This window comes from Butyrivibrio sp. AC2005 (genome assembly GCF_000424145.1).
GTDB lineage: Bacteria > Bacillota > Clostridia > Lachnospirales > Lachnospiraceae > Butyrivibrio.
Window position 1 is genome coordinate 186,212 of the sequence record NZ_AUJI01000011.1, and the last position, 18,719, is coordinate 204,930.

Annotated in this window: 12 protein-coding genes; 10 read left to right on the forward strand and 2 right to left on the reverse strand. The window is 41.2% G+C overall.

Going from position 1 to position 18,719, the window contains the following annotated elements; translation table 11 throughout:
- Nucleotide 1 precedes the first annotated feature (1 nt).
- From G602_RS0103325 to G602_RS0103335, 3 genes are all read left to right on the forward strand, one after another.
- Entirely contained in the window at nucleotides 2-2,383 is a 2,382-nt protein-coding gene (locus G602_RS0103325) for an HD-GYP domain-containing protein (RefSeq protein ID WP_026657673.1), read from the forward strand.
- A 134-nt stretch (nucleotides 2,384-2,517) separates the two neighbouring features.
- A complete protein-coding gene (locus tag G602_RS0103330) occupies nucleotides 2,518-3,648 on the forward strand; it encodes a threonine aldolase family protein (protein ID WP_044930901.1) in 1,131 nt (376 codons plus the stop codon).
- A 74-nt stretch (nucleotides 3,649-3,722) separates the two neighbouring features.
- Nucleotides 3,723-4,022: a hypothetical protein gene (locus G602_RS0103335; RefSeq protein ID WP_196808578.1), complete on the forward strand. Its 300-nt coding sequence runs from the start codon at nucleotides 3,723-3,725 to the stop codon at nucleotides 4,020-4,022.
- A gap of 145 nt (nucleotides 4,023-4,167) precedes the next feature.
- On the opposite strand, the gene G602_RS0103340 is transcribed toward G602_RS0103335, so the two are convergent.
- Nucleotides 4,168-6,159 carry an oxidoreductase gene (locus G602_RS0103340; RefSeq protein ID WP_026657676.1) on the reverse strand — a complete coding sequence of 664 codons (1,992 nt, stop codon included), beginning with the start codon at nucleotides 6,157-6,159 and terminating at the stop codon, nucleotides 4,168-4,170.
- Between the two features lie 1,116 nt (nucleotides 6,160-7,275).
- Here G602_RS0103340 and G602_RS0103345 point away from each other — a divergent pair.
- The 4 genes from G602_RS0103345 (at nucleotide 7,276) to G602_RS0103360 (ending at nucleotide 11,210) form a co-directional block, all read left to right on the forward strand.
- Nucleotides 7,276-8,664: a hypothetical protein gene (locus G602_RS0103345; RefSeq protein WP_026657677.1), complete on the forward strand. Its 1,389-nt coding sequence runs from the start codon at nucleotides 7,276-7,278 to the stop codon at nucleotides 8,662-8,664.
- A gap of 72 nt (nucleotides 8,665-8,736) precedes the next feature.
- Complete coding sequence (locus G602_RS0103350) at nucleotides 8,737-9,996, forward strand: DUF6688 domain-containing protein (protein WP_044930902.1); 1,260 nt, start codon at nucleotides 8,737-8,739, stop codon at nucleotides 9,994-9,996.
- Between the two features lie 72 nt (nucleotides 9,997-10,068).
- Nucleotides 10,069-10,554 (forward strand): GNAT family N-acetyltransferase, encoded by a 486-nt coding sequence (locus G602_RS0103355; RefSeq protein ID WP_242835478.1) that lies wholly within the window; start codon nucleotides 10,069-10,071, stop codon nucleotides 10,552-10,554.
- 2 nt (nucleotides 10,555-10,556) lie between these two features.
- Nucleotides 10,557-11,210, forward strand: a complete 654-nt coding sequence (locus G602_RS0103360; RefSeq protein ID WP_026657681.1) for an HAD family hydrolase — start codon at nucleotides 10,557-10,559, stop codon at nucleotides 11,208-11,210.
- Between the two features lie 57 nt (nucleotides 11,211-11,267).
- Here the strand turns inward: G602_RS0103360 and G602_RS0103365 are convergent, their stop codons facing one another.
- The gene (locus tag G602_RS0103365; RefSeq protein WP_026657682.1) at nucleotides 11,268-12,065 is read right to left on the reverse strand and encodes an LptM family lipoprotein; all 798 of its coding nucleotides are present in this window, start codon (nucleotides 12,063-12,065) and stop codon (nucleotides 11,268-11,270) included.
- Nucleotides 12,066-12,299: 234 nt separating this feature from the next.
- Between G602_RS0103365 and G602_RS0103370 the strand changes: the two genes are divergently transcribed.
- The 3 genes from G602_RS0103370 to G602_RS0103380 all read left to right on the forward strand — a co-directional run bounded on the left by G602_RS0103370 (nucleotide 12,300) and on the right by G602_RS0103380 (nucleotide 18,656).
- A complete protein-coding gene (locus tag G602_RS0103370; protein WP_026657684.1) occupies nucleotides 12,300-14,132 on the forward strand; it encodes an NAD(P)-binding protein in 1,833 nt (610 codons plus the stop codon).
- Nucleotides 14,129-16,828 carry a formate dehydrogenase subunit alpha gene (fdhF, locus tag G602_RS0103375; protein WP_026657685.1) on the forward strand — a complete coding sequence of 900 codons (2,700 nt, stop codon included), beginning with the start codon at nucleotides 14,129-14,131 and terminating at the stop codon, nucleotides 16,826-16,828. The genes G602_RS0103370 and fdhF overlap by 4 nt, the downstream gene beginning before the upstream one ends.
- A 151-nt stretch (nucleotides 16,829-16,979) precedes the next feature.
- Nucleotides 16,980-18,656 carry a M3 family metallopeptidase gene (locus G602_RS0103380; protein WP_026657686.1) on the forward strand — a complete coding sequence of 559 codons (1,677 nt, stop codon included), beginning with the start codon at nucleotides 16,980-16,982 and terminating at the stop codon, nucleotides 18,654-18,656.
- Nucleotides 18,657-18,719 lie beyond the last annotated feature (63 nt).

Consider the following 18,719-nt stretch of genomic DNA (forward strand, 5'->3'; position numbering starts at 1 on the left):
GATGTACGAATTCATAAAAACCAACCAAATGGATATAATGCTGGCCCTTTGTACAGTTTGCTTTACAATGGCGCTCATGCTCGTTATCACCAGGTTCCTTCCGGCAAGGAGAAAGTGGATCCTTATCGGAATGGAGCTTGTTGCGGCATTTCTTCTTTTCTTTGACAGAATGGCATACATATATGCAGGCGTTCCGGGAACGGTTGCATACGTAATGGTAAGACTGTCCAATTTCATGGTCTTTTTCCTTACTGCAGGAATAGTTTTCAATTTTAATCTATATATTATTGATCTTCTTAATGAAAATAAGAAAATATCATTTATACCTAAAAGACTGATCTTCACAGGGGTGGCATCGGTTATTGAAATGATGCTGGTTGTTATCTCCCAGTTTACAGGGATGTATTACAGCTTTGATGCCAATAATATTTATCACAGAGGTCCGGGATTCCTTATATGCTATCTGATTCCGGTAATCGGTCCGCTTATTCAATTTACCGTATGTATGAAATACAGGAAAAGATTCAGCATATACATAAATATTGCACTTTCCCTTTATATCTTTGTTCCGATAATAATGGGAATAATTCAGATTTTTGCCTATGGAATATCTATTGTGAATATGGCCATGGTTATGGTGTCAGTTTCTCTTTATATTTTTACATACCTTGATATTAATGATGAAGTTGTAAGAACTCATAAAATTGAGATGGAAAACCTTAAGCAGGAGAGGAAGAGTTCCAGAAGATTGTTTGAACAGACTGCAGGTGCATTTATAAAGGCTGTTGAAAAGAAGGATGAGCTTACCCAGGATCATTCCTCAAGAACTGCGGAGCTTGCAAGGAGACTGGCAAAGGCAGCAGGCAAAAGTGAAGAAGAATGCGACGAAATCTACTATGCAGCTCTTCTTCATGATATTGGTCTGATTAGTATGCCGGACAGCCTGCTGACTAAGGAGGATGACCTTACTCCGGAAGAAATGGACATGATAAAGCACAAACCCATTCTCAGTGCGGAAATTCTCTCAAGCATCACGGAGTATCCTTATCTTAGTGTAGCCGCACGTTACTGCTATGAGAGATATGATGGCAGTGGCTATCCTGATGGACTAAAGGGTGAGGCTATACCCGAGGTATCACGAATAATATCGATAGCAGATGCCTATGTTTCCATGAATTCAAAGCGAAGCTACAGGGATGCTCTGCCATTGCCTCTTATCAGAGAGGAGTTTGTGACCTGTGGAGGAACCCAGTTTGATCCTAATTATACAGACATCCTTGTTCAGCTAATTGATAATGATGTTAATGAAAAAGTGCTTACAGAAGAAGTGGAGCTGGAGACGGAGCTTCAATGCGGAAAATACAGAGATGCAGTATCTGCTGGTATTTTGATAGACAATGAAGTTACCAGAATTACCTTCATGTGTGTAAATTCTGCCTCTACAGAAGGTGAATTCAGTCAGCCCTCCATCATTCTTTTTGATTCCTTTGACAGGCATGTGTACAGCAATGCAAAGGCTATAGAAGCTTTTAAATATACAGAATATGGCGAATTGTGGTTTGATGGTCACAGTGTTACTACCAATGCCAGAAATATCAGGGTAAAGACAACAGATTCCGAAGATGTATCTGCAGAGCAAAAAAACGGTGACCTGAGTGATCAGTTTTACAGCATTACTACGCGTCGTTTTGAGGATCATTTAAAGCTGGTGCTGGAGAGTAAGTGGAGAATAGTTGAAGCAATAGTTGCACTTCCTGACAAAACAAAATCAGCTTATGTTGGAATTACAGGAGAAAACTGTTATATAACAGGAATTAATGTAGAACAAACCGGTGAAATGACAGGTGCCGAGGATATTCCCAGAATAGAGGAAGAGCTTGATTACACTGACAGAATTGCCTCTGATGTGCCCAATATTCAGATAGACAGGACAAGATCTGCTGCTACGGAAGGAATTGCTTTGACGGATCATATCAGGATAAACTTCCACTCCATGAGTCTTCCTTCAGCCAATCTTGTATGGCATTGTCCGTACATTGTCCTTTTTTATTCAGATGATAAAAAGGTATATGGAGAGGGCTACCGTGAGTATGCGATGATCAAGCTTAATGGTGAGAGCGATCCTACCAAGGAATTTGCTGAAAACAAGTTTGTAATTAAGAAGACTGAGAAATTCCAGAATTGGGGAGCATGGAAAAAGACCGGACATCGCGGAATGGAGTGCGAGGTCCGGATTAAGAGAAGAGGCAACACTATAACAACACTGACTGAAAATCTTGGTATTTATATTGAAAATATTACAACGTTAAAGGACGGAAACAGTAAGGTATATGTAGCCCTTACCGGTGATCAGGTTGCGCTTACGGATATCAGGATCAGGTGAGTGGTTTAATTGCTCTATCTTATGAAGGGTTATTTCCATTAATCATTTCTTCAGCTTTGTATACCATATTATTATCTTGCTATTTTGCCGGAGAAAAGTTAAATTTATGAAAAAATATATGAGGAGATGCTTTGATGAAAAATAATTCGGATAGTAAAAAGAACAATAAAATATCATTTTCCAGCGATTATACAAAGGGGGCACATCCCAGAATATTAGAGCGTCTTACTGAGACCAATTTCGAGCAGAATGATGGATATGGAACAGATGATTATTGCAGTAGTGCAGCAGAAAAGATAAAGAATGCATGTGGTTGCCCTGATGCGGATGTGTTCTTTCTTGTGGGAGGGACCCAGACAAACCAGGTTGTACTGGATATGCTGCTAAAGCCATATGAGGGTGTTGTAGCAGCACCTACGGGACATGTGGCTGCGCACGAAGCGGGTGCTATTGAGTTTTCGGGACATAAGGTTCTGACTCTTCCTGTAAATAATGATGTATTATCCGCGTATTCTTCAGATAAAGATAATGTTTCATGCAAATATGCTACCTACTCAGATCAGATTGGGAAAATTACCGCTGTAGATCTGCGAGCTTTTATCAAAGGATTCTATGCAGATGATAACCATGAGCATATGGTATTTCCCGGTGCAGTTTATATTTCTCATCCAACCGAGTATGGAACCCTGTATTCAAAGACTGAACTCGCTGAGATTTCGAAGATATGTAAAGATTTTGACATTCCGCTTTTCATTGACGGTGCAAGACTTGGTTATGGACTTATGAGCAGACGCACTGATGTTACGCTTAAGGATATAGCTGAAGTCTCAGATGCTTTTTATATAGGTGGCACCAAGGTTGGAGCTTTATTTGGAGAGGCTGTGGTATTTCCCAAGGGAGTTCCTACAGCGCATCCTGTTCCTGTCATCAAGCAGCACGGAGCACTTCTTGCAAAGGGGTGGCTTCTCGGACTTCAGTTCGACACCCTTTTTACGGATGACCTCTATTTTGAAATAAGCAAAAATGCCATTGATAAGGCTGAGGCCTTACGCAAAGGACTGATAGAAAAAGGCTATAAGCTTTACATCGATTCACCGACGAACCAGCAGTTTATTGTGATGGAGGATGAGAAGCTGAAGGCTTTTGCAGAGAATGTCAGATACGGCTTTTGGGAAAAGTCTGATGAAAATCATACAGTTATAAGACTTGCTACCGACTGGGCTACGACAGATGATGATATCGAAAAGCTTATGAGTCTGTTATAATGGGAAATCGAGGGGACGAAAAAAGTAAAAGGAGTTTTGGGTTTGGAGATGGCCCGGAGGGTGCATATTCAGGTATGTCTAATTATCTCATTGCTGTTACGAAGCCCTATATGAAGCTTGTTCATGGCATTGACTTTGCAGAGGGTGACACAATCGAACTTGTTAAAAACGATAAGCTTCCAACAATGGTAATCGTATCTGATAAGGATGAGGTATGTCTTCCTGAAATGGTTGAGGAAGTTTATGAAAATGTCGGAAGTGATACAAAGACTGAGGTTCATGTTGACAGTGCTCATATAGAAGGAATAATTGATGACAAGGATTATTATATGCAGCAGGTAAGAGCTTTCCTTGAACCCATAGGACTATATTGATATTCGGAGTATAAAATACTCAGATATTTGAGCCTGATATTTATTACGCATAGTGTAGAAATAAAAACGGTAGAAGATTTGTTATAAAGCAAGTCTTCTACCGTTTTTTTGTTTTTGAACAGGTGTGATTTATTGTATATATTTATCAGATATGATTTGCTACCTCAAAAGCATCCCATATAGCATACATGATATTTGAAACCTGTCTGGCGTCACCGAGGAGGTATACTTCATCGATATCATTCTTGTATTGGTCATAGAGAGAGGACTCGCTGGTGTATCCGACACAGAGAGTTACGCTGTCTGCAGGAATCTCCTTAACGGCTCCTTCTACCTCAGCCTTGAGAACACCATCCTTGTATTCAGTAACCTTGGCACCGGTCACAACATCTATGCCATTGAAGGGGATGAGCTGCTCGAGCATTTCCTTATTGGCACTACAAAGCGGACCGTTTACAGCGAGAAGCTTATCAAGTGCTTCGACAATAGTAACCTTTTTGCCCTTCTGCGCAAGATCAAGAGCAAGCTCACAGCCGACAAGTCCGCCGCCTACAACAACAGCCGTAGCGCCGGGATCCTTCTTTCCAAGGAGAACTTCTTCAGCGGTGTAAACCTTTTCATCATCACCAAGAGAGAACTTCTTCGGTCTTGATCCTGTTGCGAATATTACTGCATCAAAAGAGCTGTCGGTAATCTCTTTTTCAGTAGCCTTGGTATTCATGTGAACTTCAACCTTGAGGCGTGTCATTTCGTCCTCGTACCATTTTGCGAGTGCAAGGTCATCCTCTTTAAAGGAGGGAGCACCGCCGGGAATGAGGTTACCTCCAAGTCTGTCTGAAGCTTCGTAGAGAACAGGCTCATGACCTCTCTCTGCAAGAACTCTTGCTGCTTCGCAGCCTGCTACACCGCCGCCCACAACAAGAACCTTTTTCTTTTTGGCAACAGGAGTGTAGACGTTAATGCTTTCTTTTCCTGTCTGAGGATTTACTGCACAGTTGATGAGAGAGTAGGTCTGGATACGACCCATGCAGCCTTCCTGACAGCTGATGCAGGGGCGAATCTGTGATATCTTATCTCTTCGGATCTTGTTTACGATATCCGGATCTGCAAGTGTAGGTCTTCCAAGTGAGACCATGTCGCAAATGCCTGTATTAATGCATTCAAGAGCTGTATCGGGATTATCGACACGTCCGGCCATAATTACAGGAATCTTTACATTCTCTTTTGTAATACGTGCGAATTCTTTATATGGTGCCTTTTCCATGTACATCGGGGGATGATTCCACCACCATGCATCATAGGTTCCGGCATCAACATCAAGGGCATCATAGCCATATTTTTCAAGAAGCTTGGCTGCCTCAATTCCTTCCTCGATATCGCGTCCTTTTTCCTCGAACTCTTCTCCTGGAAGAGCGCCTTCACGGAAGTCCTTCACCATACTCTTAAGTGAAAATCTGAGTGCAACAGGGAAATCCCAACCGCAGGTTTCTGCAATCTTTTCACGAATTTCTTTCGCAAATCTCAGTCTGTTTTCAAGTGAGCCGCCATATTCATCTGTGCGGTGGTTGAAGAATGAGATAGCAAACTGATCAATAAGATAACCTTCATGAACAGCATGAATTTCTACACCGTCAAAGCCTGCTCTTTTTGCGTTGTAAGCGCCTTTTCCAAAGCTATCTACAATACCATGAATCTCTTCGACAGTAAGAGGGCGGCAGGTTTTATCAAGCCATCTGTGCGGTATTGCAGAAGCAGATACCGGTGGAAATTCTCCAAGGTTTGTGGGGATTGTAACGCGTCCGAATCCACCACTCATCTGAAGGAAAATCTTGGAGCCATATGCATGGACTCTCTCAGTCATTTCGCGGCTTGTTCTTACGAACTGTACCGGATTATAGGTTGAATTGGGTGTGTTTGGAAAAGAGGGTTTTTCAACCTCTGTATCTGAGAATGTTACACCTGTGATGATAAGTCCTATTCCGCCCTGTGCTCGTCTGGTGTAATAGTCAATTCCTCTATCGTTCCAGCCGCCTTCGCAGTCTCCAAGTCCCAGCGGCCCCATAGGTGCCATTGCATAGCGGTTTTTGATTTCGAGCTTGCCGATTTTGACAGGCTCAAACAGTTCTTTGTACTTCATGAAATCTCCTCCTTGTACATATGTTTTTTGCTAATTCCCTTTTTACATAATAATCACCATGAACAAAATTATATCAAACTCACAGACAAAGAATAGTCGATTTTTGTGGTGATTATGTAGAATAATTGATGGGAGATTTGGTTAATATTTGTACGAAAAATTTGGAACAATTTACCGTGATATGTTATCAAATCCTGGAATTATGCATTTGCACTTTCAAAGACAGGAATCGTTATTTATTGTTTGTATTGTTTGTCATTGCTGGATCATTGTTGGGCATGATCAGTTTTCATCCGATAATTGTAAAATGGACTATCTGACTGTACATTTTTTGTAAAAATAGACGATATTTCGATTAATGTACACCCGAAATTATTATTTAAGAATAATTGACTGAATAAAATGGTACAAAGCTTCTCGGTTAAACTTTTTACCGTAAAAAGTTTCAGTCAGATTTCAGAATTTCCAGAAAAATGGGTGAAGAGAGTCTCAAAAAGTAATCATCCTTCCGTAAAGTGTTACACCAATTTGACTAGTTTGTAGATTATTGGATGAACATAAACCATAATGCGATAATAAAATCACTATAAAGAGACAATAAACAGACTTACTATATGATATTATCAGGAAACATTTGATGATGTAGGTGTCAAAAGTAAATTTTGACACCATATGATATACGAATTGCTCCGTTTCTTCGAAACTCTTGCAATTCTACAAATATTCGGAAACCGCTAATTTACTGCGTAAATTGCTAATTCCTCATATTTGTTCGGGTCATAAAGTCAAAATGCTTAACATGCAAGCATGTACGCATTTTTGACTTTTGACACCTATATCATTTGATATTATTATGAAATACTATGGGATTTCATCTATGTAACAGCAAAATAATAGGTAAAAGTGAGATATGGATGACCACAGAAAATATCAATATATCATATTTAAATCAATTTCTCTGTATATGATATAATGGATTTCTGGGGGAAATAGTAGTAAGGGGAAAATAGTTTTTCAGGGGAATTATTTTGGGAAAGTCTGCATATCATTGGATATGTCTATTTTCGTTTTGGAATCTTCTATCTATAAAAAATCATCAAATGGAAAATCATAATTATGCTTAAATATATAATTAAAAAATATTATGAAGGTGGAATTGGTGCGTTTTTAGCAGGGATTGCGATATTTTTCATCCTTATGGGCGAAATTGGAATAGGCTTTGTTTCTTCCATATATATTTGTATCGGGTTGGAAAAGGTGTTGGGTAAGGGGCTTATTACAAACATTATTTTCGGAGCTTCTTCTCTTATACTTATGCTTTCGCCTATGCTTAGATTCTCTAAACTTGACGACAAATACGGAAAAAATAAGAGAACCGGTAATTCCGGTAACTCTAATACAGGAACAGCTTACGACAGCACTTCCTATACAAATCAGTTTTCAGGAAATGGCAATATTCATTTGGACTATCTGTCACCCTCAGAACTCAGAATTGTAATGGGGGATGAGGAAATACCATACTTCAGGGATTTATTGGAAGAATCACAGATAGAGTATCTGCTAAAGAAAGAGAAGTTCCATAATTATAAATATAGAACAAATACTATAGCCGGATATGTACAGATAAGTGAAGACGGAAAATGGTTACGTCTGGGAAAAAATATCCTCCCGCTTGACTTTATTTGCGGATACAGTAAACACAACAATGAGCTGTATACCATTGACGGAGCTGTTCTGGTTCTTCCGGAAGAGGTCAGGGATCATGAGAAGAGCAGGGAAATAGGGAATTTCTTCGAGGAGCGGGGGATGTATTTTAAAACGACGCCGCACCCCGGAAGATATGAATTCAGGCGAATTGTGGAGAAATGTCACACAGAGCTTTCCAAGGCTGACTGGAGCAGAATCAGATATAATTGGGAGAAAGCCTATGCTAACAGTAAAGAGGGAAGATCAAGAAAAGGAAATTTGCAATCTGATGTTTTTACACGGGTATTGCCGACGGATGAGATATTAAAGGCTACAAAGAAGATAAAGGATAAGCGCAAGAAGATTTCCGATTATATCGATTTTTCAAAGTTTAGAAATGAGTACAGCGTTTGTAATGGAATAGAAATTCTGACTATGCTGGGATATCCGGTTAATAGTGAGGGCATCGATTTCCTCTTTGAATGTCTGAGAGATGTTGATGAGGCATATTTTTTACTGGCAATAAACGCGCTCAAAACAATACCTTTAGATGCTCTTAAAGAAAAAATTGAAGAGAATGCAAAGCTGGCATACGAGGCAGAAAATGTTGAAAGGCTTGCAGGTGTTATGTATCTTGCAAAGGAAATCGGATACGAGATTGAATTCACGAAAGAACTGAAGGAAAAAGCAGTAGCCAGAGAAAAAGAGGAAAAGAACAAGATTCCTGCATTTACCATTGATGAAAGACTTGCCTACGCAAGTGACAGGATACAGAAATTCAATCCTGATTCTGTGGCTTATGCATATCAGGAAGACTAAACGGGGAGTATAGTTAAAACACTCTTTGGGCGATAAGCTGTCGGTGAAGTTGATGGATAAGGAAAAGATAATATGGATACAAATCAAAATGAAAATTTACCATTCTACAGAAGACATCCGGTGTTTATAGCACTGGTGATATCATCCATTATCGGAATGGGATATAAGCTTGTAACAAGCAGGGATGTGGAGGATTTTCTGCAGTTTCCGATAGCAGGACCACTCTGGGCACTTATTTATGTATTTCCAATCATGCTGATGCTGGGAGAAATGTACTGCCTGATACTTGAAGGGAGAGGAATGAAAGCGATAGGCGCAAGAGTATTTGATGCCACAGCTCTAATACTCGGAATCTTCTATGAATATGCCTATATTGCTTTTTGGAAAAATGCCACCGGTACAGACTGGCAGTATCAGCTTCACAATGCTGAGCGGCATACACCAATCTATAGTCAGACGGCTACGACAGTTGCAGTAATATTTATTCTTGCGATAACAGGATATCTTGTGCTTCAGTATAGTTCTCTGGAAACACTTCCTCCGCTTGTTACTGTGCTTTCCATGTCAGCTATGTATCTTGGAATAATAGAACTTATTATTCTCACGATACAGGTATTTGGAGTTGGAAATGATTACGAAAAGGAAGAGGATTTCTACCTTCTTATTCTTCCTGCCTGCTGCATTCTGATGACACTAAGAACTATATTACAGAAAATCCATGAATGGCAGAAAACAACCATGGAAATGAGTGGGATTAATGAGAATCCTGTCCTTAATGCATCTGCCAATATACTTGAAAATGTTGCAGTATGGCCAATTTTTGCACTTTTCCTGATGATACCGCTACTTGGCATAATTATAATGCTTCTGATGCTGGTTGGGCAGGCACCGGATTCTGTAGTCAAAGCGTGGACTGAGACGAGTGAGTGGAACCTATCAACTAAAGTATCTCCACAGAATATTTATTATGATGAGCACTATCTTTGCACTGTGGCAGCAGGCGGACATCGCAGAATTGTTAAGCCTATCCGCAAGGGCATACGCCACGGACACGAGGTTACTGTGAACAGACAGCTATGTATTGCCAATGCCTTCGAACAGATTTTGGAGGAAAAGACGCCTCATCTTCACAGGGCAGTTCGCTCTTTTTATGATAAGTACGGTTTCCCGGTGGCGAGGATGATAAATAGCAGGTGGACTGCTGATGTGGTTTATATTATTATGAAACCACTTGAATGGTTTTTCCTTGTGGTGATTTACATGGTAGATGTACATCCGGAGAATAGAATTGCTGTTCAATATATGGGACAGGTTCCGGAGTACAGACATTGAAAGCATTTTATCAATGCGTGTGAAACAGTTAAAATATGACAGGACACCAGGCAGCAGGAGGACATAAGCAAAGTGAATAATGACATAATACTTGCTACAGAAAGAGACAGGGAAGAAGTACTGAAATTGTATGAGATGCAAAAAGGCAGAGAGTTCTGTGCATGGGATGAAGACTATCCCTCAAACGAGACCATTGATTTTGATTTGTCCAGAGACTCCCTGTTTATCATGAAAGAGAATGACAGGATAATTGCAGCCATTTCCATTGAAGTGGACGAAGCCGTAGACAATCTTGACTGCTGGGATAAAAAACTTTTTCCCGGAGGAGAACTGGCACGTATAGCTGTAGAGCCTTCCATGCAGGGGCGAGGTATTGCAAGAAAAATGATGAAGCATGGAATGGACGTCCTTAAGGAGCGTGGATATAAGAGCATCCATTTCCTTGTTAATAAATATAATGAAAAAGCTATACGGTCATATTCCTTCTTTAATTTCAATGTTGTTGGGGAGTGTTTTATGTATGACCAGGACTTTTTATGCTATGAGAAGGAGCTTTAATTATGAAAAAATTTGACGCTGTGGTTTTTGATATGGATGGAGTTATCTTTGATTCTGAAAGAGCAACAATGGAGTGCTGGATGGAGCTTGCCAGAAAATATGACCTTGAAAACATTGAAGAGCCATACCTTGCCTGCACCGGGACAACTGATGAAAAAACCAGGGAGATAATGCTTGATGCATATGGCAGGGATTTTCCTTACGACACTTATGCAAAGGAAGCTTCAAAAATGTTTCATGAAAAATATGATGGCGGAAGACTACCAATAAAAAACGGTGTGTTTGATATTCTGGAGTTTTTAAAACAAAATAATAAGAAGATAGCCCTTGCATCATCAACCCGCAGACAGACTGTTGTGAATCAGTTAAGGGATGCCAATCTTCTTGATTATTTTGATGAGATAGTGACGGGAGACATGGTTTCAAAGAGCAAGCCTGAACCCGACATATTTTTACTTGCCTGCGAAAAGATAGGTGTGGATACTGCCAATGCTTACGCTATAGAGGACTCTTATAATGGCATCAGAGCAGCACACAGAGGAAACTTAAGACCGATTATGGTTCCGGACCTCTTACAGGCTGATGATGAGATGAAGGAGCTTTCAGAGACTGTACAGGATAGTCTTAATGATGTGGTCAGCTACCTGGAAGCATAAAAAGACCTGCAATTATGGCATTGCCAACAATTGCAGGTCTTTATTGTTTTTTCTATTTTACTTTGTTACCGGCTGAAAATTTACAATTTCGCCATTCATCATTTCATCTATAAGCTCTTTATAGATCTTTTCTGCTTCGGCTGAATCCATATTGCTGTAGTCACCGCCATCATCGGATTCATAGAAATAGGTTCCGTTTCCGTTTTCATCATAAATGACACCGGCCTTTTCCATGATGGAGAGCTTATCATTTGCGACAGCATATTTGCATATCCAATGATTGGAACCACTGTAGAGATATCCATTATTCATTGTAAATGGATAAGCTGTACCACCGCTGCAGAGGGCTCCGATTTCCACTACGACACCATCCTTATATTCGAAAGCAGTAGCATCGATGGCTGCCATTCTTCCTTCGAGGTCATCATAGGTGGCGCTGCTTACAAGGAGAAGATCAGTACCGGTTACGGTTACGTTTGCATATCCCATGCCGTTTTCGAGCTTCTGGTCAACAATTTGTGTAAAGGTATCACAGTCTGTAATGTCGATTGAAGGAGATACCTCTTTGGCAGCATTTTCAATAAAATCGTTTGATAGTTCATTGGTTTCTGCAGAACTGTCAGGTGCATTTGCACCGATCTGCTTAGCGGGATCGTAAATTCCTGCAGCTGCAGCTTCTTCTTCCGCAGCTTCCGGCATAGCGGACCGCGCTACTTCTGTATCTTCAATAGTCTTTGTGGTAGCAGGCTCAGCATCCGGTATCTGCTGTGAAATAAGGCTCGCATTATTTCCGCAAGCAGATAGCGAGAGTGAAATAGTTCCCATTAAAATAAGTGCCCAAAATTTGTTTTTCATTTCCTTCCTCCTCATTTTTTGACCCATGTGTTGTTTACATTATTTGACGTTATTCATAGTATCCCTAACATTAGTATATATTTTTTTGTCCAACAGATGTCCACATTTCATCCCGGGATTTCCTACATAATTATATTATAAAGAATATCTAAAATAATGGAAATACGAACATTTATTACCATTTAAATGTTATGATTAGATAATGAGTTTATGCGATATGTAGGGGGATTTAAAATGCGTTCGTTAAAGAAGAAAGACAGTGTCAATGACAGGATAGATATAGTGCTTAGAAAATTCAGAGCCAGAATGACTTCATATCCTCCGGGAATGTGTCCTCTGGTACTGTACAGATCTCTTTTGCAGATTTCAATGAATCAGTCCTGTGGCAAATGCGTTCCCTGCAGGGACGGACTTGTGGAAGTTGATCATCTGCTTAAGTCCGTGATTGATGGGGATGCTACGGAAGATGTTCTTAAGACTATAGAAAAAAAGTGCAGAATGATAGCCAGAACTTCAGACTGCGCTGTTGGCACAGTGGGTGCAAATCTGATTCTGGATTCTCTTTCAGAATTTGCCGATGAGTACGAAAGTCACATAAAGAAAAGACGCTGCAGCGAAAACACGGCCCAGACGATTCCCTGTGTAACTTTGTGCCCTGCCCATGTTGATGTGCCGGGATACATTGCGATGATAAAAGAGGAGAATTACTCCGGAGCAATAAAGGTAATACGCGACAAGAATCCGCTACCGACAGCATGTGCCATGGTATGTGAGCATCCATGCGAAAGAAAATGCAGACGTTCTCTGATAGATGCTCCGATAAATATCAGGGGGCTCAAGAAGTATGCAGTCGATAGTGTAAAGGCTGATGAGGTAGATACGCCTCTTCCAAATGTCAGTACCGGAAGAAAAATTGCAATAGTAGGAGGTGGACCGTCAGGACTTACAGCTGCGTACTTTCTGGCGCTTATGGGGCATGAAGTCCATATTTATGAGGAACATGAAAAGCTTGGAGGAATGCTCCGCTACGGAATTCCGGAATACAGACTTCCAAAGGAAAGACTGGATGAGGATATAAGAGCAATTCTAAAGTCAGGGGATATTAAGGTTTTTACCGGAACCAAGATAGGAAAAGATATTACTTTTAACAAAATCAGACAGGAGCATGATGCTGTCTATGTTGGCATAGGTGCACAGCTTGGTAATCGAATGCCGATGGAAGGGGCAGATGCAGAGAATGCAGTCCCTGCTGCGGATTTTCTTCAGGAGGTTGCAAGCGGAGAGCTTAAGGACCTTACCGGCAAAAGAGTGGTTTTGATAGGTGGCGGAAATGTGGCTATGGATGCCGCGAGAACTGCTGCAAGATTAAATGCAGAAACGATACATGTTTTTACAAGAAAAAGAGATGATTACACAGCGCTCGAAAGCGAGATAGAGGCTGCAAAAGAGGAGGGAGTAAGATTCAGAACGCTTCTTAGTTTTTTGAATATTGAGACGGATAAGGAAACCGGGCATGTATGTGCAGTGTGGCTGCAGCCTGAAATCGTTTCTGTAATTGATGAATTTGGTTTTGTTACAACAGAGCATTCAAGTAATTATCCGTACAGATTCAAGTGTGACCTGCTGATCATGGGAGTAGGGCAAAGGAGCGATGTAGAGAGCTTTGATAAGGAAGGCGTGCCTGTTAACAGAGGCAGGATTGTGGCTGATGAGATGTGCATGGTAGAGGGAATGGCTGATGTCTTTTCGGGAGGAGACTGCGTGACCGGCCCCTCAACTGCCATAAATGCCATTGCTGCAGGACAGGTGGCGGCTTTTAACATTGATGAATATTTGGGATACCATCATAAGATAAGGCTGGATGAGCAGATACCGGCAGCACTTCCTAACCCGTGTATCCCGACAGGAAGAGCTGAAATTGAGGAAAAGGATCCATTTGAGAGGAAAACTAATTTTGAACATGTAGAGCTGCCAATGACTTGTGAGGAAGCCATGAGAGAAGCAGGAAGATGCTTAAGATGCGATCATTATGGCTGCGGAGCTATAGAAGGAGGATGGGGAGAATGATTTCTTTTACCATAGACGGGAAAGCCTGTGAGGTTCCGGAAAATACAACAATTCTTGAAGCGGCTAAGGACAACAATATAAAAATACCAACCTTGTGCTATCTTGAGGGAATATCTGATATTGGCTCCTGCAGACTGTGTATGGTTGAGGAAGAGGGCTTTGACTCACTTCTGCCTGCATGCAGAACAAAAGTAAGTGAAGGCATGTCGATAACTACCAGGTCGGAGAGACTTACTGAGTACAGAAGGGATATGCTTAAGCTTATTTTGTCAAACCACAATCAGGACTGTATGAGCTGCCCTGCCAATGGAAAGTGCTCGCTTCAAAGTCTCTGCAATGAATACGAAGTTGAAGGCGCAGACCATGAGGGAAGCAGAGTGGGGATAGAAAAAAAGCTGCCACGCCTTGATGGAAATCCGTATATAAGCTACGACCCCAGTAAATGTATACACTGTCAGAGATGTATAAATGTCTGTCACAGGATAGCATGCAACGGGACTATAAAAAGCGGAAGGCTTGGTAACTTCCACATTGTTGAGGCGCCCTTTGGAGATGATTACAGAGAGAGTGGCTGCGAGAGCTGTGGTAACTGTGCGGCAGTATGCCCTACAGGAGCACTGATTCTGAAGAGGGAAAAGAGCTATCGCGAGTGGGAGGTCAAAAAGGTTCTCACTACATGCCCTCATTGCGCAACAGGCTGTCAGTTTTATCTGGTAGTTAAGGACAACAGGATTGTAAATGTGGAATCTGCTGACGGACCTGCAAACCATTTCAGACTTTGTGTGAAAGGTCGAAATGCCAGCTTTGATTTTGTTCATTCACCTGACCGCCTGAAAAAACCGCTTATTAAGGATAGAAGCACCGGAGAATTCAGAGAGGTATCCTGGGATGAGGCGATAAAATATACCGCTAAGCGATTTATGGAGATTAAGGAGAAATACGGAAGTGAATCTCTTGCCGGATTTGCCTGCTCCAGATCCTCAAATGAAGATGTTTACATGGTTCAGAAAATGGTCAGAACCTGCTTTGGAACAAATACCACAGACAATTGTGCAAGGGTATGTCATTCAGCTTCTGTAGCCGGGCTTGCAAGGACACTTGGCTCCGGTGCTATGACTAATCCGATATATGACATTACTCACGACGTTGATGTGATTCTTCTTATTGGTTCAAACCCTGAGGAAGCGCATCCTGTCGTTGGAATGCAGATCAGAAAGGCTGTAAAAAACGGAGCCAGATTGATTGTCGTGGATCCAAGAGAGATTGGACTGTCCAGGCAAGCAGATATTCATCTTAAGCTTCGTCCGGGGACAAATGTAGCCTTTGCAAATGGCATGATGAATGTCATGATAAATGAGGATCTTATAGATCATAAATACATAGACGAATATGTGGAAGGCTATAATGAACTAAAAGAACTCGTAATGGACTATACTCCTGAGAAGGTGGGAGAAATATGTCATATCGATCCCGATAAGCTTAGAGAAGCGGCAAGGATGTATGCTCAGGCAAAGAAAGCACCGATAATCTATTGCCTTGGTGTGACGGAACACTCTACCGGAACTGAGGGAGTTATGAGTCTCTCCAATATGGCAGCTCTTGTGGGCAAAATAGGTAGGAGCGGCTGCGGAGTCAATCCTCTGAGAGGCCAGAACAATGTTCAGGGAGCCTGTGATATGGGAGCCATGTCAACGGACTACCCGGGATATCAGAAGGTTGATAACGAAACTGCACGGGAGAAATTTGAAAAAGCCTGGGGAGTATCGCTAAATCCTAATCCCGGACTTAGAGCGACGGAAGTTTTTCCTGCTGCAATTGATGGGAAAATTAAGGGACTCTATATCTGCGGTGAAGATCCAATGGTATCAGATCCTGATACACATCACATTATCAAGGCATTGGAAAGTCTTGAATTCTTAGTAGTGCAGGATCTTTTCATGACAAAGACAGCACAGTATGCAGATGTGATTCTTCCTGCAAAAAGCTTTGCTGAGAAGGAGGGAACATTTACCAATACAGAGCGCAGAGTTCAGCGTATAAGGAAGGCAGTGACCATCGATGGTGAAATGAGGTCGGATACGGATATACTGATTGACCTTATGAATGCGATGGGGTATAACCAGCCCTATCTTACACCGAAGGAGATTATGGATGAAATCGCAGCGGTAACTCCGAGCTATCATGGTATAAGCTATGAGCGCCTTGATGCAGGAGAAAGTCTTCAGTGGCCGTGTCCTGAAAAGGATCATCCCGGAACACCGATTATGCATGTGTCAAAGCCTGTACGTGGTAAGGTGCTGCTATACCCTGCCAGGTTTAAGGAAGCACAGGAACTTCCTGATGAGGAATATCCGTTTATCCTTATGACCGGAAGAATTCTGTATCACTATAATGCTTTTTCCATGACTTCGAGATCGCCGGGACTTATGGATATATCCGGTGAGGGCTTCATTGAGATAAACTTTAAGGACGCAGGGGAGCTGGGAATAGAAAACGGAGATATGGTCCGTGTTACCAGTAAAAGAGGCTCCATAACCGCAAAGGCCAGAGTTGGAAGGAAGGTTTCAGCCGGGGAAACCTGGATGCCTTTCCACTTTCCGGACTCACCGGTAAACATGATTACAAATGCTGCCTTGGATGAATTTGCGAAAATTCCCGAGTACAAGGTATGCGCCGTAAAGCTTGAAAAGTATTAATCTTCAAAAACTCAAATGTCGAAAAAGGAACTGAGACCGCATGGTGAATGGGCTCAGTTCCTTTTTTGGTATGCAGTATACCTTTACCGCTTTAAATAACTAATGTATAATCGAAAGTTCAGGGGGATCAATATAATGGAGGAACAGGGGTATGAGAAAGTACGATGAGATTAAGTACGAAAGACCTGATTATGAGAAGCTAAAGGAAAAGATGAATCAGGTTGCGGATGAGATAAAGACGGCATCTGATTTTGATACAGTTCTGTCTCTTCTTCAGGATTTTCAGAAGGAATATGACAGAGTAGAGACGATGATGTCGGTAGCTGTTATCGCAAGCTATCTTGATGGTACAGATGAAGAGGCAGGAGAAGAGGGCGCATTTTGCATGGGGAATAGTCAGGCCTTCGATGTGTCACCTATATATGAAGCTATTGCAAGCAGCCCCTTCAAAGAGGATTTTGATAAAAAATACGGCACCTTTTTACTGGAATCAGTGAGTAAAAAGAAAATGCTTCATGGGGCAGGCGAGGAGTTTTTAGCCAAAGAGCAGGAGATACTGGCTGATATTTCCAAGTTCGTAGCGAATATAACTTTTGATTATAATGGCGAGAAATTATCAGCATCACAGATAGGCATTCTACAAGAATCCGATGATCCGGTGGTGAAGAAAAATGCCCGTTACGCATATAGAAAAGCTTATGCTGATAATGGTGAAAAGATAGGAGAATACCTTGGTCAGCTCATTGAAACCAGAGATAAGCTTGCCAAGGCCAATGGCTATAACAACTATCTTGAATACTGCAATATAGAAAAAGACAGGTATTCCTATGGAGAACCTGAATTTGATGAGTTTGTAAAAAACGTAAAGAAATATATTCTTCCACTCTCGGAAAAATCCAATAAGAAAATCCAGAAGAGGCTTAACCTGGAGACCTATACAAATGATGATACAGGAAAATACTTTGCTGATGGTAATGCAAAACCTGTTGGAGATTTGGAATTTGTAAAAGATAAAATGCAACAGGCCTTTGATGATATGGATCCAATGCTGGGAGATACCTATCGCAAAATGAGGGATAATGGCTACACTGATCTGGAGCGTTCGGATACGAAACTAATAGGTCTTTCTTTTGCACAGCAGATTTTTTCTGAGAGGATTCCCTATGTTTTCAGCAATTATCTTGGAGATGCAGCTGCGGTAAATACGCTGTTTCATGAATTCGGTCATGCGATGCAGATGCAGCTGTCAATGAACAGGTATGATTTACATGAGTTCTATGATCAGGTACAGGATCTGTCTGAGGTACCATCAAAGACTATGGAATTATTTTCCCTCTCATACGCGAAGTCTGTCTTTGGAGATGATGCGGATAAATATGTTGAAGGGCACTTAATTAATGTGCTGGATGAATTTACAGGCTATTGTATGTTCCACGAACTTGAAACATATTTTTACACTAATGTTCAGGCATCACCACAGGATAGAATTGATAAGTACAATGAGCTTACAAAACTGTATAGCCCCGGGGTTACTTACAACAATTTCGATTTGTTTGAAAAAGGCTGTGCCTTGTACAGCTCATATGCAATCTGGAGATTTGCAAGATATGTAATTACCTATCCTTTATGTAGTCTGGCATCAGTTTATCTTGCTATGGAGTTTAAGAAGGATAAGAAGAGAGGCGCTGAGTTATTTAAAAAGCTTGGAGAAATCGGTGGCTCCATGGATTACAATGATGCAATAAAGTATATGGGGTTAAAATCACCTTTCTCAGAGGAAGTAATCAGGGAAGTTGCAGACTATTTGCAGAGAGAGCTGGAACTGTAAGTGATTGATTCAATTTAAGAAGATTGACGGGCATGAGAAGATATATATAATGCCTGTTTTATG

Coding starts and splice junctions, on each gene's coding strand:
- G602_RS0103380 (WP_026657686.1), top strand. CDS start 16,980: ATGAGAAAGTACGATGAGATTAAGTACGAAAGACCTGATTATGAGAAG.
- G602_RS0103350 (WP_044930902.1), top strand. CDS start 8,737: ATGGATACAAATCAAAATGAAAATTTACCATTCTACAGAAGACATCCG.
- G602_RS0103325 (WP_026657673.1), top strand. CDS start 2: ATGTACGAATTCATAAAAACCAACCAAATGGATATAATGCTGGCCCTT.
- G602_RS0103360 (WP_026657681.1), top strand. CDS start 10,557: ATGAAAAAATTTGACGCTGTGGTTTTTGATATGGATGGAGTTATCTTT.
- G602_RS0103330 (WP_044930901.1), top strand. CDS start 2,518: ATGAAAAATAATTCGGATAGTAAAAAGAACAATAAAATATCATTTTCC.
- G602_RS0103340 (WP_026657676.1), bottom strand. CDS start 6,159: ATGAAGTACAAAGAACTGTTTGAGCCTGTCAAAATCGGCAAGCTCGAA.
- G602_RS0103365 (WP_026657682.1), bottom strand. CDS start 12,065: ATGAAAAACAAATTTTGGGCACTTATTTTAATGGGAACTATTTCACTC.
- fdhF (WP_026657685.1), top strand. CDS start 14,129: ATGATTTCTTTTACCATAGACGGGAAAGCCTGTGAGGTTCCGGAAAAT.
- G602_RS0103345 (WP_026657677.1), top strand. CDS start 7,276: ATGCTTAAATATATAATTAAAAAATATTATGAAGGTGGAATTGGTGCG.
- G602_RS0103335 (WP_196808578.1), top strand. CDS start 3,723: ATGTCTAATTATCTCATTGCTGTTACGAAGCCCTATATGAAGCTTGTT.
- G602_RS0103370 (WP_026657684.1), top strand. CDS start 12,300: ATGCGTTCGTTAAAGAAGAAAGACAGTGTCAATGACAGGATAGATATA.